The sequence below is a fragment of the Vibrio kyushuensis genome (genome assembly GCF_050337325.1).
GTDB classification, from domain to species: domain Bacteria; phylum Pseudomonadota; class Gammaproteobacteria; order Enterobacterales; family Vibrionaceae; genus Vibrio; species Vibrio kyushuensis.
Genome location: NZ_JAKJSV010000007.1, coordinates 378045 through 394162 on the forward strand (window position 1 = coordinate 378045; position 16118 = coordinate 394162).

The window sequence follows — 16118 nt, forward strand, 5'->3', positions numbered from 1 at the left end:
ACAATAGCACTCAATATCATCAGCGAAAGCCACTGTCCCCGCTTTCGCTTATCTCCCTCTACCGATTAAGCACTCTTCAAAACCTTGCGCTAGCAGTCCAAACTTACTTTCTTAAAAATACGCTCATAACAAAAAAGCGCTTAAACCGAAGTCTAAACGCTTATTTCTACGTGATTTGTTTCTCATCGCTGTTATTTGTTGATCGTCTGTCGGCTCGCATTTAGCTTATTAATCGTATAACGCTGTGCCCCAATCTCATCATTCATCGCTTGCTCGATACGGTTCTCTTTTTGTAGCGCCTCTCTGCGGCGTTTATCAAGAACAGTATCAAGCGACTTCACTTTAATGTTTTGATTGAGTACGTGCTGCTGAATGCGTCTATGCTCGGCTTTTGCTAGGGCGAGTTGTTGCTGTTGAAGAGACTGCAAATGTTGCAGGTTTCCTCGCAGTTGATCGCGATTGCACCACGCCATTGCGCTTTCTCCACCGTTAACCTGAACCGAGTCATAGATTTCTATCAACTGATTCACATGGCTTTGGTGCTGCTCACTTTGGTTTTGCTGTTTTTGCAATTGCTGACTTAAGCGTTCTAATTGGTCTTGATTAATATCGCGAAACTTAGCCAACCCAGAGCTTATTGATGAACCAAACGATCTAGCCATTACTCACCTCTTCAATCAATGATTTTAACTGTGACGTCGAGTCATCAAGCGAAGATGCCTCGTCTTGTGACTGCTGTAAGAAACTCATAAGATTCGGATAAACACGAACAGCCGTATCCATCAATAAGTCATTACCAGGCTGATAACCCCCCAGTGGGATCAACTCTTTGACCTCTTGATATCGGCTGTAGCACTGCTTGAACTGCATGATGTCTTGGACTTGTTCTTTGCTCACTACCAGTGGCATGGTGCGTGAAATTGACTGAGCGATATCAATAGCAGGGTAGTGTCCTGATTCCGCCAGTTGACGGCTAAGTACTATGTGACCATCCAAGATAGCTCGCGCACTATCCGCTATCGGATCTTGTTGGTCATCACCTTCGGTTAATACGGTATAAATAGCACTCATGCTGCCATTTGGATTCGAGCTATTCCCTGCGCGCTCAACAAGCTGAGGCAACATACTAAATACCGATGGCGGATAACCTTTGGTTGCAGGAGGCTCGCCCAAAGCAAGGCCGATTTCTCGCTGGGCCATAGCAAAGCGTGTGAGTGAGTCCATCAGTAACAGAACATGCTTACCTTGATCACGATAATGCTCTGCAACTCGGTGGCATAGCTGTGACGCTCTAAGGCGCATCAAAGGTGACTCATCTGCAGGTGAGGCTATTACAATTGCTCGCGCTAACCCTTCTGGACCCAGTGCGTGATCGATAAACTCTTTGACCTCTCGCCCACGTTCACCAATGAGTCCAACAACGACAATATCGGCTTCCGTTTGACGAGTAATCATACCAAGCAGCACACTCTTACCAACACCACTGCCAGCAAATAGTCCCATTCGCTGACCTTTGCCAACCGTGAGCATGCTGTTAATAGCTCGAACCCCAACATCCAAGGGTTCACGGATTGGCTGACGTGACATTGGGTTTACACTTTTACCTTGCAGGCAAATCGTTTCGCCGCCACGAAAGTCCGACAAACCATCAATCGGCTCCCCCATGCCATTAACCACACGACCAAGCCATTGATCGCTGATTTTTAGCTGAGATTCCCCTTCAATCGGCCAGACTCTCGCACCAGAAAAAAGCCCAGTCGCGGGTCGAATCGGCATTAAGTAAGCAACATCATGATGAAAGCCTACCGTTTGAGCTTCAATTTTTTCCCCACTGCCTGTTTCAACTAGGCAACGCTGCCCAGTCAATAAACGGCAACCGACCGCTTCAAGCATCAATCCAGTGACTTTAACCAAGCGTCCCGTAACTTTTGCAATAGGGACAGCCCCTAACGAGGCCATCGCGTCTTGCAGTCGTTGATCGATGCCGTTATTCATACTTGTGGCTCAAGTTCAGCTTGATAAGCGTGCGCTGCGTCAACAGAGGCTTTTGGCAGCTTCACATCGACACTGCTAGCTTCATCAAGCAGGTGCTCTTTAACTGAATTCATGCATGTTTCTAAACGCAATTCACATCCAGCGTCTGCTTCTGCTGTTTTAGTGATAATACGGCAATCACCTTGGCGTAAGCTCGGATCACAGACGATATTCCACTCTGTAATTTTCTCACTGGCTACTTTTTCAATCTGAGCGAACTCTTCTTGAGCCATCAGAACTTTGATTCCTTGCGGCTCACTCGGCAGAGTTTCAAGTGTCTCTTCGACAAGGGCTAATATCTGTTGTGGTTGCAGAGCTAATTCACAGCGAATGACCTGCTGAGCAACCTTTTGCACCAATTCACACACTAACTCTCGTTGGCGACGTTCTTGCTCTGCAAACAGACGCTCGACTTTCTCGCTCATGCTTGCAAAGGGAGCACTGGCAATTAGGAACTCTTTTTTACCTTCCGAGATACCCTGCTCTATGCCTTGGTGCTGACCTTTCACAAGCCCTTGTTCAAAGCCTTGCAGTTGCCCCTTTTCAATGCCTTCTTGCAGACCTTCGTCATAACCTTTAGTCATGCCTAGCTGAAAACCTTGACTGTACTGCTCTTGAATATCACCACTACCGGCAGGTTGATGTCCAGCTTCAGTGTCTTCACCCTGACCCGTCAGGGATGAGTCGCCATCTAGCTCAAAGCTAAACTCTCGGTCAAGGTCAACGGCCATATCAAAGTCATCAAAACCAAACTCATCGGCCGGTGTTGCCTGCTCAACCTGAGAAACAGCCGATGCTGCTAACTGTGCAGAATCAACCAAAGGAGGAAAGCGATGGCTTCGATATTCATGAGGCGCTAGGCGCATCACTCGATTTCGTTTAAACATCGTTATTCCACCGTTTTCTCTTGGTAAAGTTGTAGATTGATCTGACCTGTTTCATTGAGATCACGGACATATTCCATGATTTCATCACGCGCTTTCTTCACTTGGCTAACAGACACTTTGCCCAACATTGCGATTTCAGACTCAAACGACTGACGCATACGACGAGGTAAAATAGCCAAAATAGATTTGCGTGTTTGTGTATCTGCGCCTTTAAGAGCCAGAGCCAGCGTTTCAACTGGGATCTCTTCAATGATTCGCGTACGAACCGCTTCCGATTGACGAGTAAGCACACCAAATTCGTACATTTTATTTTTCAGACGATCGACCAACTCATGGTCTTGATCACCTAAGGCCTGCATAAGACCGGCTTGGTCACCTTGGTAACGGTTGATGATATCAGCCGCCTGCTGTTCACCTTCAACGACCGAACTGGAGTTTTCTGCCAAGTACTCGATACAACGTTCAACGAGATCTTTCAGCTCTTGAGCTACCTCTTTGTTCACTTCGGTTAAGTTGGCAATGCGATACAGCAAGTCGTGCTGCGTCTCTTTGTCATACTCAACCAAGGTTGCAGAAGCGATGTCTGCAGGTAAAAATGCAATGAACAACGCTCGCATTTGAATATGTTCATGGCTTAAGAAACGCGCCAACTGATTCGGTTGAATCCACTGTAAGCGCTGCATAATAGTTCGGACTTCATCGCCGTAAATGCTATCGAGTAAGCTACGAGCGAGTCGACCACCAAGTGCTTTATCTAGCGTGCGTTGTAAGAAGGTACGCGATGCGCCACTGATCCCAGATTGAGCTCTGAATTCATTGAAAAAACACTGTAAAACGTACTGAGCTTCAATACTGCGAATTGCCGATTGATGCGCCATGGCATGGCTCACTTTAAGGAGCTCGTCTCGAGACATATGACCCATGACTTTCGCCGCAGAATCTTCACCCATGCTTAGCAACAAAATAGCTGCTTGCTCGACGGGGTCGAGTAAAACTTCATCTGGAAAAGACATATTATTAAGACTCATTGTTGCTCACCCATTTTTTAACCACATCTGCGACACGTTCTGATTCAGCGTCAGTGAGCTTCTGTAAATGTTCAACCTGAACTTCTAGATTCGAGCCTGATGGGGGAAGATCATAAAGGTCAGTTGCTATCGTATTTCCTGATTCCGCTGCTCCACCAAATTGAACTGAATTCAACAGTGCGTCGGCAAGATCTTGTTCATTATCAATATGACTTCCGATACTCCCCAGTTCATCTGCGGTATTCGGAGCTTCAATGGCATCACCACTAGTTTGTGAACCCAGTGCTGATTGAGAGCCACTCGCTGCCGCCAGACCTGATGATGCTTGGGTCGATGTTTTTAGTGCATTTACAAGTGGGCGCAACACAAACAGAATAAAGCTCAGCGCAATCAGTCCATAAATGGTGTACTGAATCAGCATTAGATTCTGTGCTTGTTGCCACCACGGTAGAGGCTCAGCGACTACTGTTGGTGCTTGTGCAAAATTAAAGGCATGTAAGCTAAATTGATCACCACGTTCATCCATATATCCCACTGAATCCTTAATCATTTGGGCAACTTGCTCTAGCTGCTCTGGTTGCCAGCCTTGCTCATTGGTTGCATCGTTAATCAGTACTGAAACAGAAAGGTGATCAACCGAACCTTGCGCTTGGCGTGTGTGTCTAACTTTACGTCCTACATCATAATGACGAGTGCTTTCTGCACGTTCGTTACGAGACTCATTGGTTGCCTCTTCTCCTGCTGGAGCTTGGTTACTCAGTGATCCCGGAATACCCAGAGCCAACTGACCTGACGTATTGTCTTGCTTATTGAACTCGGTACGTACTACAGGGTCGCTGTCGATTGACTCATGCGTCTCTTCGACTTGGTCAAAGTTAAGCGTTGCCGCCACTTGAACACGGAAGTTACCAACACCAAGTAAAGGCGCAAGCATGTCGCCTGCGCGGCGAACAATATCTCTTTCGATGCGCTGCTGCATTTCATGGTTCTGCACGCTTAAACGTCCGTTATTGCCATTTTTCAAATCTGCGCTGAGTAGGTTGCCAAACTGGTCGATGACCGAAACCCCTTCCACTGGCATACCTGAAATACTGCCACTCACTAAGTTCACAATCGCCTCAACTTGCGAAGGGCCTAATTGTTTACCCGGCAGTAGGTCTAGCATGACCGCGGCAGATGGTTTTTCTTCATTAATACCAACAAACAGGGTGCGGTTTGGAATCGCTAAGTGGACACGAGCGTGATTAACCACATTGATTGCAAGAATAGTACGGGCAAGCTCGCCTTCTAACCCTTGGCGATAGCGAGCACTTTCAATAAATTGACTGGTACCAAGCCCGGTCGCTTTATCTAGAATATCCAAACCTGGTGGCAACTTAGCCGATACTCCATGTGCGGCTAAAGTGATGCGAGCGTCAGCTAGCTTATTTTCTGGGACCAGAATTTGACCGGTAACACGATCAATTTGATGGGCAATTTTAACTTGGCTCAGAACCTCTAAGATTTCTGCACTGTCGTAGCGTTCATTTTCACCATACAACGCCTTATAAGGGCTAGTATGACTCCACAGAATCACAACGATGAATAATGAAATTAGTACAGTTAGCGCGGTAATTTGCGCAACTTTACTGTGCTTCCCAATCTGTTCTTTAGCCGTTTCTCGCCATTGTTGCCATTTTGGTAATTCGGAACTTGGCGGGTTTTCTACAATTGTTGTACTCATTTGATTCTCACTACAATGGCATCTTCAGTACATCGTCATACGCAGCCATTAACTTATTGCGTACTTGTGTCAGTGCTTGAAAAGAAATACTGGCTTTTTGACTGGCAACCATGGCGCCAACCAAATCATCAGAGCGTCCTGCATCTACATCAGCCGTCATTTGACTCGCGTGTTGTTGATGGTTATCAACGCGTCGCACCGCTTGGTGCATCGCACTTTGGAAATTGTCACTTTGAATCGTTTGTTGATTCGGTATCACACTGATGCCTTGGTGGGCATGATCGCGCATTGATGCCATTCGCTGCATCATGTCCTGCTGCATTACCGAAGGAGGGTTTGACATAAACTGCTCTCTATTAATTATGTAGCTGTTAATTAAGCGGCTGAATGAGAATAATGCGAGACTGCATCGACGTTGATGCCCTGCTCCCGCATAGCGGCGATCTTGTAGCGCAGAGCACGAGTGGTAATACCAAGTGCTTCTGCGGTTAAATTTCGACGACCATTAAATTTCGCTAATGTGTCTAAGATGAATTGGTTTTCAGCTTTTTTCTTACTGTCTTTCAACCCACTTTGATAGCAAACTTGATTAGGTTGATTGACCGAATGAGCCGAATGATCACTCAGCGTCACCGTCATAGAGTCGTTGACTGGCAGCATCAAATCTTGAGGGGTAATCCATGTAGAGTGGCGCATGACCAAGGCTCGTTGAATGGTGTTTTCTAACTCTCGAATATTTCCCACCCAGTCATAAGCCAGTAAGCTATTTTCTGCTTCTGCAGATAAACGGCAGGTCTCTGTGCAACCTTGGTTGTATTTGGCAATAAAGTGCTTTGCTAGTGGAAGGACATCTTCTTTTCGCTCACGAAGTGGTGGCCACTGAAGTGGTAACACATCAAGCCGGTAATACAAATCTTGCCGGAACAGACGTTGGCTCACAGCCTCTTGTAGATTGACGTTCGTTGCCGCAATAATTCGAACATCCAAAGCAATTGACTTATGGCTACCCAAACGCTCAACTTCTCTCTCTTGAAGAACACGCAACAGCTTCGCTTGTACCGCTAATGGGATCTCACCAATCTCATCGAGCAATAAGGTTCCGCCATTGGCTTCTTCAAACTTACCTGCTTGAGCAGCAGTTGCACCGGTAAACGCGCCTTTAACATGACCAAACAATACCGCTTCTAACATCGTCTCTGGGATGGCTGCGCAGTTAATTGCAACAAATGGCCCTTCACTTCGTTGCGAATGCTGATGCACATATTGGGCAAGCACTTCTTTACCTGTTCCTGACTCACCAGTAATGAGCACCGTCGCGTCTGTTTTTGCAGCGCGATGAGCCAATTGCAATACTTGCTGACTGCGCCAGCTAGAGGCAATTAAATTTGGCGAAGAGGAACGCACAGTATTGACGCGCTGAAGCAACTCGACCAACTGCATTGGTTGGTAGGGTGTTAACAAATAATCTGATGCGCCAGCACGCATGGCACGGCTGGCTAAATCATGCTGTTGATAATCAACGATAGCGATCAGAGCAGAATACGGATTGAGGTGTTTTGACTTCTCCACTACCTCAATTAAGGACATATCAGGTAGCTCTGAAGAGACAATCAATATCGATTCTGGTGATGCATTCAAGTAGATAAGTGCATCAAAGCCGGTAGTTACAACTCGGCAGCGATACCCTGATTCTTGTAGCATCATTTGTGTTTTTTCTAGTTGCTGCACATCGTTATGAGCAACGATGACTTCTGTAGCAGTTACTCGGTTCACGCCTGATCACTCCTGCTCTTATCACTACGAACAATGCGAACTTGCACACGTCGATTAAGTTCACGGTTTGCCTCACTGTTATTTGCCTTGAGCGGGTAGCGATGTCCGTGTGCTCTTAATTGAATTTTCTTGGTATCAAGGCCGGATTTTTTGAACTCTGCTATCACTGATTTAGCACGTTCGCGAGCCAAGCCTAAATTATTGAGTGAGTTGCCACTGTTGTCAGTATGACCATCAACCAGAATAGTCGTAACCGAGGTGTCGTAGTGAACATAACTAGCGACATCAGCGATATTCAGTTTCTGCTGAAGGGAGAGTTCACTTGAGCCCAATGGAAAATGGAACAAATTATCTTTCGCTTGCGGGTAATCCATCGGCAGCAAGTTAGTCATGCAAGCTTTCATTTCTTGCAAACTTTGTGAGAAATTAACGGACGGTAGATCCCAGGTTTTCACTTGCTGATGCTGGTTATACTGAGCTGAGACTTGTGCCCATGCTCCTTTTTCCATTTTGTTCAGTAAGCTTTTTATTTTATGGCTGTCTTGAAAGACAATTTCTTGTGCCCCTCGAGTTCGGCCCTCTATCCAAGGCAAACTGTTGCTGTTTTCTTTCCACGGCTCATCATTAATATTGAGCCAAGTGCTATCAACAAAGTAAGGTCTCTGAAAGGTACTCAGTGTTAAGTATGGTTGCTTGCCTGAACGTACGATAACCGCTGCATCACCATCAAACTCTAGCGGAGTTTCCATCTGGCAATGAAAACGATCGCCGCTAAAGTGCCACTGGACCTGATCGAGTGGTTTTTGTATTGAGTTAGCGATAACAGGTAAAGGTAAGAACCCTATCGCTGTCAACATCACCACATTTATCACTTTCATAGCTCTCACTCACTCCATTAAGCAAAATTTAAATAGGATCGAACAAACGACAATTAACAATGAAAAATTAAACTTTTATTTCACCTAATAATTTGCAATGTGATCTACATGCCAAATTATATTAATTAATAAAAATGTCATTAATAAATTAATATAACTATCAGGTAACGACTTATTTAAAACACGAATCATGCTATTTATTGAGTTGGTAAATTACTATAAATATATACTTATTCATTGCATATGATTGCATTAAGATCACAGCAAGGTTGTTTTTTAGACTAAAACACAACCCGTTCATTGACGCTTTGTTACAGCAAGATACAAAATTAAATGTAAATATGGCTATATTTCACAATTTCAGACAGTTAGTTAACATTTCCATGACGAAAGGCTAAAAAAATCAAATTGGGATCTTGGTTCACTTATATTAATAAACCGTTACTATTTTATTTAATATTAATGCTTAATTAAGCCGTTCAAAAAGTTTAGACATTATTAACAAATATATTAAAGAAATACCTTTCATATATATTCCTTTCTAGCCATGGCTAGATCACGAGCTAACCTAGATTTAAATATGAAAAATAATATAAAGACAGATAACGCAAAACTTAAAAGAGAATCGGATAATGTCATTGTGCACAATATAGACACTCGCACATTAGGCCGACCATTAAACATGGCTAGACAAAACTTAATTCCGTTACTTAATAAATCGGAAGAGCAGTTAAAGCTAACCATTAATAGCATGACTCGAAGAAGTGATACGGTCGTAAAGGTTGCGGAGATCAGCATTGAGATGCAATCCATACCGCCAATTCATAATGAGCCGATCTACTTTTCTCATAATCGCAATCATGGCATGAGCATGATTGTGGTCAGTGGTGATTTAATCACACAAATCGCAGATGCATTTTATGGCGGAGCACCAAGCTTTGTTCATCAAGATACGCCTATTCATCCGCCGCTAAATTCTAGTGAGAAGCGAGTTCAAGCAAGGCTTGGGGCAACGGTACTCAATCAATTGAGTTCTGAGTGGCAAACGGTCAGTCAGCACTCACCTCTAGATACAACAACACTGCACGTAGTTTTCAATATCACTATTGGTGAAAGCACCGGCCAACTGAGTATGCAGATTGATGACCACCTGTTGATTCATTTGGGTCAACCAACGGCATCTGTTATTCGCGATCCACTGGAAATAGCCGAACGACGTAGCAAGCAATTGCAGCAAGTTCCTGTCCAGCTCAATGCGATTTTGGCTAGCCAACGAATCTCACTTAGCCAAGTATCCAAACTCAAGGTTGGTGATATTATTTCCGCGGATATCAAAGAGTTAGTTGAAGTAAGTTCCGGTTCTCAAAAGCTATTTAAAGCTCGCGTGTCTGAACAAAACAATCATTTAGTATTACAAATTACCGATCACATCAACCCATCAGAGAACTTTCAAAAATGAACGACGAAACATTAGACCTAATGCTTGAAGATGACCTCAACTTTGATGCTGAGGTGGCAGATATTTTTAACGCTCCACAGGAACAAGTCGACCCTGCGCCAAAAATGGCAGAGAGAGAGCTTAGCTTCTTCCGCCAAATCCCGGTCACCGTTACCCTCGAAGTCGCGAGTACTGCTGTGACTCTAGGCGAATTAATGCAAGTAGGTCCTAACTCAGTCATTGAATTGGATAAGCTCAATGGCGAGCCACTAGACGTGAAAGTAAACGGTCACTTACTTGGCCATGCAGAAGTAGTGGTTATCAATGATAAGTATGGTTTACGCATCACTGACATTGCAGAAGACGCGCTAAATGACGTTACTAACTAAGCACGTATCGATGTTAGCTCGTGTTTTTATTGTCATTGCTATGTTGGTTTTTTCCAATATAGCTTTGGCTGATCAAGGTATTCCTTTTCTTACTGTCTCTGACGGTGGGAGCAGTGAAGAGTACTCAGTAAAAGTTCAAATCCTGATTTTAATGACGGCATTGAGCTTTTTACCTGCCATGCTCATGATGATGACTAGCTTTACTCGGATCATCATTGTATTGGCTATTTTGCGTCAAGCTCTTGGTCTACAACAAAGTCCACCAAACCGTATTTTAATTGGCATAGCACTCACTATGACAATGCTTCTGATGAAACCTGTTTGGACGCCGATTTTTGAAGATGCTTACAAGCCATATGAGGCGGGTGAGATCACCTTGCAGCAAGCGTTTGCTGTTGCTGAACAGCCAGTTCGTCAATTCATGCTCAGCCAAACTTACGAAAATTCGCTTGAACAGATGCTACGAATTGCCGGAGACCCTCTTGATTTAGAGCCTGAAGAGATAAGCTTTGCGGTATTAATGCCAGCTTTTGTAATCAGTGAGCTCAAAACCGCATTCCAAATCGGCTTTATGTTGTTCATCCCGTTTCTAATCATTGATATTGTTGTTGCCAGTGTTCTAATGGCAATGGGGATGATGATGCTTTCACCATTGATTATCTCACTGCCGTTTAAGCTGATGGTCTTTGTTATGGTGGATGGTTGGGCTATGACGGTCGGCAGCTTAAGTGCCAGTTTCGGAGGATTGTGATGAACAGTGCCGTAACTGCAAACCTGTATGCTGATGCGATATATATGATCATCACCATGGTGGTGGTCTTAATTGGTCCTAGCCTTTTGGTTGGTTTAATTGTGGCAATTTTCCAAGCGACCACACAAATCAATGAACAGACGATGAGTTTCTTACCTAGGCTTATCACAACTTTGTTGATGCTGATTTTTGCTGGAAGTTGGTTGCTTAGAAACATCTCAGACTTTTTTAATAACCTGTTTTATACCATTCCAATGATTGTCAGTTAGTCTCAATGGTCAATCTAACTTTTGCGGAAATCACTTCAATTATCGGTCAACTTTGGTGGCCGTTCTTTCGTTTTTCTGCCGCTTTTATGGCCATGCCATTTTTTGGTAATGCCTTCATGCCCAATCGGGCCCGAATATTATTGGCGCTTATAATTTCTTTCATTGCTGCGCCACTGTTACCGCCAATGCCAGCTGTTGATCCCATTTCAGTTCACGCTGTCGCGATCGCCCTTGAACAGATCGCGATAGGTACACTACTGGGTATCAGTCTCCACTTTCTATTTGCTGCTATGGCGATGGTGGGGCAAATAATTTCGATGCAGATGGGTCTTGGTATGGCAATGATGAATGATCCTGCCAATGGTATTACTGTTGCCCTCATCGGTAACTACTTCTTGATGTTCACCACTTTGATGTTTCTCTCTTTAGATGGACACTTAGTTGCCCTCGACATCATTGTGCAAAGTTTTGACCGCTTCCCGGTTGGAAGTGGGATTAGCGAAACATCCCTACGTTATTTTATTGGCCTGTTTAGTTGGATGATGACCGCTGCAGTGTCGATTGCTCTACCAACCATCGCGGCAATGCTAACGGTTAACTTAACCTTTGGTGTAATGAACCGCGCGGCACCATCACTGAACGTTTTTGCCCTTGGTTTTCCAATGTCGATGATTCTAGGACTATGTGCTGTTTTACTTTCTCTTTCTGGCCTGCCAAGCATCTACGCCGAGCTTACCCATCAAATATTGTCTGATATGAAATTAATGGGGGGTAATTAACATGGCAGAGAATCAAACCAGTCAGGATAAAAGTGAAAAACCCAGTCATCAGAAGTTAAAGAAAGCCAAAGGTGAAGGGCAAGCGGCCCGTTCCAAAGAGTTTGTCGTTGGCGTATTGTTTATCGCCATTGCGTTATTTTTGTGGGCCTATGGGGCGTACTTAGGTGAACAAGCCGTAAAGCTGTTCACCATTAACTATCAGCTTAGCTATGATGATATCCGCCAACCCGATGTGATGTTAAGAAAGCTAGGCGAGAGCGTTCAACTGCTTGGCGGACTATTTCTTCCAATGGCTGCCGTACTCATTTTAGTGACTATTTTAAGCTCGATGATCCCAGGTGGCTGGGTCATGTCTCTTAAACTTATCAAACCAAAGCTAAGTAAAATAAGTCCTATCGAAGGGTTTAAACGACTGTTTTCTATTAAATCTTTAGTTGAGCTTGTGAAATCTATTTTGAAAGTCGTGCTGATAGGCGGCGTTATGTATCTGCTGCTCAGCACGAATTTGCTCTCACTGATTTCTGCTCAGCGTGCACCTTTGGAGCAAGGTGTGGCTCTCACTCTAAACCATTTAATTTTGGCGATAATTTGTTTTGGTTTTGTCGTTCTCTTCATCGGCCTTCTCGATATGCCTTATCAGCTATGGAACCATATTAAGCAGCTCAAGATGACAAAACAGGAAGTGAAAGAGGAGCATAAGAATACCGAAGGGCGGCCTGAAATTAAGCAGAAAATTAAGCAGCTTCAGCAGCAGATGTCTCAACGCCGTATCGATAACTCGGTACCGGGAGCAGATGTTGTCATTACTAACCCTACTCACTATGCCGTGGCAATTAAATACGACCTATCTAGGGCAGGTGCTCCATTTGTTGTCGCAAAAGGTGAGGATGAGATGGCTCTAAGAATTCAAACAATTGCTAAACAAAATGATATCGAAGTTCTCTGTCTACCACCGCTAACACGTGCAGTGTACTTCAATACTCGAATTGACCAAGAGGTGCCAGGACCATTATTTGTTGCTATCGCCCATGTACTGACTTATGTCATGCAGCTTAAAGAGTACAAACAAACCAAACAAGTTCAGCCAACACCATTACCAACTTTAATTATACCTAACGAACTGCGTCACGACTGATGCGACATAACACCTGATTAGGCGATGCTATGTCGCAAAAATATTGAGTAATCACTTATGAAAGAAAAGTTAAACATGCTATTCCCTGCAATTAAGAGCAATTATTTTGGTATTCCAATCTTATTGCTGACCGTGCTCGCAATGGTGATATTGCCATTGCCGCCGTTTCTTCTTGATGCGCTGTTTATTTTTAATATCGTCCTTGCCGTCATCGTACTTTTAGTTGCGGTATCGAGTAAACGACCACTTGAATTTAGTGTTTTCCCAACGATTTTATTAGTCGCAACCTTAATGCGACTGACATTGAATGTGGCTTCAACACGTATCGTTCTGCTTGAAGGTCACAATGGCGGTGACGCTGCTGGTAAGGTTATTCAAGCCTTTGGTAACGTGGTGATCGGCGGTAACTACTTCGTCGGTATCGTTGTATTCGTCATATTGATGATCATTAACTTTGTCGTGATCACCAAAGGTGGAGAACGTATATCTGAAGTGTCTGCACGTTTTACCTTAGACTCTCTACCCGGTAAACAGATGGCGATTGATGCTGACCTAAATGCTGGTTTGATCGATCAAGAGCAAGCTAAATCACGTCGTCGAGAGATAGCGCGAGAAGCTGACTTCTATGGTTCTATGGATGGTGCGTCCAAGTTTGTCCGAGGCGATGCAATAGCGGCAATGATGATTCTGATCATCAATATTTTGGGCGGTGTCACTATTGGTATGGTTCAGCACGACCTAAGCGCAGCTGAAGCATTCCAACGATTTGCATTACTGACTATAGGTGATGGTCTTGTTGCTCAAATTCCTTCGCTATTATTGGCAGTAGCGGCAGCAATCATTGTTACTCGTGTCAGTGACTCTGGCGAGCTATCCGATGATGTTCAAGAACAGATGCTGGCTTCGCCTACTACCTTAGCAACCGCTTCTGGCGTTATGTTTGTGATTGGTATTGTTCCAGGAATGCCACATTTGGCCTTTTTCAGCTTTGCCGCACTGCTCGCCTTTGCAGCATGGCGCCAAGCGAAGCAAACCCTCAATCCCGAACCATTAGAACAAGCCGAGGCGGTTGCAGAAGCCATCGCTCAAGACAATATACCTACACTGACTTGGGGAGATGTTCCCGCAGTACATGCCTTGTCACTTGAACTTGGCTACCGACTGGTTAATTTAGTGGATAAAAACCAAGGGGAACCTTTAGCATTAAGAGTTCGAGGCGTTCGTAAAACCATTACTGAGCAAGCTGGATTTTTAATCCCTGAAATAGCGATTCGAGATAACCTCAAGCTAAAACCAACGCAATACACACTCTCTCTGTATGGTGAGGTTTTAGGTAAAGGTGAAATCGATCCTGAACGTCTGATGGCGTTAGCAGTCGGGGAAGTATACGGACAACTTGATGGCGTTCTTGGAAAAGACCCCGCGTACAACTTAGATGCAGTATGGATTGAACCGACCAACAAACCACAAGCACTTAACCTTGGCTACTCTGTTGTTGACGGCGCTACAGTTATCGCAACACACTTAAGTAAAATCGTTAAAGAGCATACTTCAGAGCTATTCGGTCATGATGATGTAGAAAGAGTCATGGAGCGGTTATCGCAGCATTCACCTAAACTTGCTGAAGCATTATCGACACAATTAACCCATCAACAACAAATGCGGGTTTATCGCCAACTGCTTGTTGATCAAGTACCGATTAAAGACATGGTTAATATTGCTGCCATCATGCTTGAAAGCAGTGAGGTCACGAAAGACCCGATTCTGATTGCTTCAGATGTACGATGTGGATTGAAGCGAACGCTGACCAGTACTCTGCTCGGTAATAGCAATGACTTTAATATCTTCACACTCAGTGATGCTCTAGAGAAAATGCTCATGACAGCTTTGACTAAAGCTCAACAAACGGGTGCAGTTGCCTTAGATAGCTTCCCAGTCGAGCCCAATTTATTAGCGCAACTTCAGCAAAACATGCCAAACATTCGTGAACAGTTAAAGCAAAATGGATTCAAACCGGTTTTACTCGTTGCTCCTCAGCTAAGGCCATTACTATCTCGCTACGCTAGAACCTTTGCGAAAGGCTTAGTTGTTCTTTCTTATAATGAGATACCAGAAGACAAAAACATTAACGTACTTGGCCATTTAGGCTAAACGCTATTACCTAAGAAGATACCTATCCTTTCCAATGCCATTGATTATTCAATGGCATTTTTATTACCCGCTACTTTCTTCCTAAGCATAGATGCCATTCATGCCTCGCCTAAATTATGCCTAACTTTTTATATCTCTTCGTAAGAGTTGAGCATGGATCAGCAGCTTCATCACATAGAGTAAGCTTGCTGTAACTAGTGGAAGTGTTTACTCGCTGCTGTACGTCAATATAGTTAGTGTCATTCGTTGACGGGCGGTCCATTAATGACCGATATGAAAAAGCCCCTATCGTTAGATAGGGGCTTGATAAACATATGTCGATATTTGGATAGGAATAGCAATAAAGAGTGCGGATTATTTTCTTCCAAATAGAAAAAAGCCCAAGTCTTTCGACTTGGGCTTTCTAATGTGGCGGAGAGATAGGGATTTGAACCCTAGAAGGGCTACAAACCCTTGCCGGTTTTCAAGACCGGTGCTTTCGACCACTCAGCCATCTCTCCGTAAATCTTCATCGTCAGATTAGTGCACTGATGATGTTGTTACCTGCTTGAACAAGTAACGATATTTAAAGCCTGGCGATGTCCTACTCTCACATGGGGAGACCCCACACTACCATCGGCGCTACTGCGTTTCACTTCTGAGTTCGGCATGGGATCAGGTGGGTCCGCAACGCTATGGTCGCCAAGCAAATTCTAAAATTCGGAAAACTGATTAATAAAAGTTCTATCTACACATTCAAATATGTTCTTGCTTTGAGCCCAATCAAAACCCCTTGGGTGTTGTATGGTTAAGCCTCACGGGCAATTAGTACAGGTTAGCTCAATGCCTCACAGCACTTACACACCCTGCCTATCAACGTTCTAGTCTTGAACAACCCTTAAGG

At 44.2% G+C, this 16118-nt stretch carries 15 protein-coding genes, 1 tRNA gene and 2 rRNA genes; 7 read left to right on the top strand and 11 right to left on the bottom strand.

From position 1 onward, the window contains the following. Window positions 1–191: 191 nt before the first annotated feature. From L4D20_RS17515 to L4D20_RS17550, 8 genes are read right to left on the bottom strand one after another with little or no spacing between them, the layout of a single operon-like run. The gene (locus tag L4D20_RS17515; RefSeq protein WP_428802865.1) at window positions 192–662 is read right to left on the bottom strand and encodes a flagellar export protein FliJ; all 471 of its coding nucleotides are present in this window, start codon (window positions 660–662) and stop codon (window positions 192–194) included. After that, window positions 655–1995 (bottom strand): flagellar protein export ATPase FliI, encoded by a 1341-nt coding sequence (gene fliI, locus L4D20_RS17520; RefSeq protein ID WP_428802866.1) that lies wholly within the window; start codon window positions 1993–1995, stop codon window positions 655–657. Before fliI ends, L4D20_RS17515 begins: the two co-directional genes overlap by 8 nt. Continuing rightward, window positions 1992–2921: a flagellar assembly protein FliH gene (fliH, locus tag L4D20_RS17525; RefSeq protein WP_428802867.1), complete on the bottom strand. Its 930-nt coding sequence runs from the start codon at window positions 2919–2921 to the stop codon at window positions 1992–1994. Before fliH ends, fliI begins: the two co-directional genes overlap by 4 nt. 2 nt (window positions 2922–2923) lie before the next feature. Next, entirely contained in the window at window positions 2924–3949 is a 1026-nt protein-coding gene (locus L4D20_RS17530; protein ID WP_428802868.1) for a FliG C-terminal domain-containing protein, read from the bottom strand. Next, complete coding sequence (fliF, locus tag L4D20_RS17535; RefSeq protein WP_428802869.1) at window positions 3939–5672, bottom strand: flagellar basal-body MS-ring/collar protein FliF; 1734 nt, start codon at window positions 5670–5672, stop codon at window positions 3939–3941. The genes L4D20_RS17530 and fliF overlap by 11 nt, the downstream gene beginning before the upstream one ends. Before the next feature lie 10 nt (window positions 5673–5682). Beyond that, window positions 5683–6015, bottom strand: coding sequence for a flagellar hook-basal body complex protein FliE (fliE, locus tag L4D20_RS17540; protein ID WP_428802870.1), 333 nt, complete (start codon window positions 6013–6015; stop codon window positions 5683–5685). A 32-nt stretch (window positions 6016–6047) separates the two neighbouring features. Beyond that, the gene (locus tag L4D20_RS17545) at window positions 6048–7445 is read right to left on the bottom strand and encodes a sigma-54-dependent transcriptional regulator (RefSeq protein WP_428802871.1); all 1398 of its coding nucleotides are present in this window, start codon (window positions 7443–7445) and stop codon (window positions 6048–6050) included. Further along, window positions 7442–8323 (bottom strand): MotY family protein, encoded by an 882-nt coding sequence (locus tag L4D20_RS17550; RefSeq protein ID WP_428802872.1) that lies wholly within the window; start codon window positions 8321–8323, stop codon window positions 7442–7444. The genes L4D20_RS17545 and L4D20_RS17550 overlap by 4 nt, the downstream gene beginning before the upstream one ends. A 580-nt stretch (window positions 8324–8903) precedes the next feature. On the opposite strand from L4D20_RS17550, the gene L4D20_RS17555 reads away from it, so the two are divergent. From L4D20_RS17555 to flhA, 7 genes are read left to right on the top strand one after another with little or no spacing between them, the layout of a single operon-like run. After that, window positions 8904–9782, top strand: coding sequence for a FliM/FliN family flagellar motor switch protein (locus tag L4D20_RS17555; protein WP_428802873.1), 879 nt, complete (start codon window positions 8904–8906; stop codon window positions 9780–9782). Next, window positions 9779–10150: a flagellar motor switch protein FliN gene (gene fliN, locus L4D20_RS17560; RefSeq protein ID WP_428802874.1), complete on the top strand. Its 372-nt coding sequence runs from the start codon at window positions 9779–9781 to the stop codon at window positions 10148–10150. The genes L4D20_RS17555 and fliN overlap by 4 nt, the downstream gene beginning before the upstream one ends. A 40-nt stretch (window positions 10151–10190) precedes the next feature. Continuing rightward, entirely contained in the window at window positions 10191–10901 is a 711-nt protein-coding gene (fliP, locus tag L4D20_RS17565; protein ID WP_428802896.1) for a flagellar type III secretion system pore protein FliP, read from the top strand. Beyond that, complete coding sequence (gene fliQ, locus L4D20_RS17570; protein ID WP_428802875.1) at window positions 10901–11170, top strand: flagellar biosynthesis protein FliQ; 270 nt, start codon at window positions 10901–10903, stop codon at window positions 11168–11170. The genes fliP and fliQ overlap by 1 nt, the downstream gene beginning before the upstream one ends. Before the next feature lie 5 nt (window positions 11171–11175). After that, complete coding sequence (fliR, locus tag L4D20_RS17575) at window positions 11176–11949, top strand: flagellar biosynthetic protein FliR (RefSeq protein WP_428802876.1); 774 nt, start codon at window positions 11176–11178, stop codon at window positions 11947–11949. A 1-nt stretch (window position 11950) separates the two neighbouring features. Further along, window positions 11951–13084, top strand: a complete 1134-nt coding sequence (gene flhB / locus L4D20_RS17580; RefSeq protein ID WP_428802877.1) for a flagellar biosynthesis protein FlhB — start codon at window positions 11951–11953, stop codon at window positions 13082–13084. A 57-nt stretch (window positions 13085–13141) separates the two neighbouring features. Beyond that, window positions 13142–15235 carry a flagellar biosynthesis protein FlhA gene (gene flhA / locus L4D20_RS17585; protein WP_428802878.1) on the top strand — a complete coding sequence of 698 codons (2094 nt, stop codon included), beginning with the start codon at window positions 13142–13144 and terminating at the stop codon, window positions 15233–15235. A gap of 409 nt (window positions 15236–15644) precedes the next feature. Here the strand turns inward: flhA and L4D20_RS17590 are convergent. From L4D20_RS17590 to L4D20_RS17600, 3 genes are all read right to left on the bottom strand, one after another. After that, window positions 15645–15735, bottom strand: a tRNA-Ser gene (locus tag L4D20_RS17590). Between the two features lie 70 nt (window positions 15736–15805). Next, window positions 15806–15921: ribosomal RNA gene (rrf, locus tag L4D20_RS17595) — 5S ribosomal RNA — on the bottom strand. 97 nt (window positions 15922–16018) lie between these two features. Beyond that, a 23S ribosomal RNA gene (locus tag L4D20_RS17600) occupies window positions 16019–16118 on the bottom strand; the annotation flags it as partial.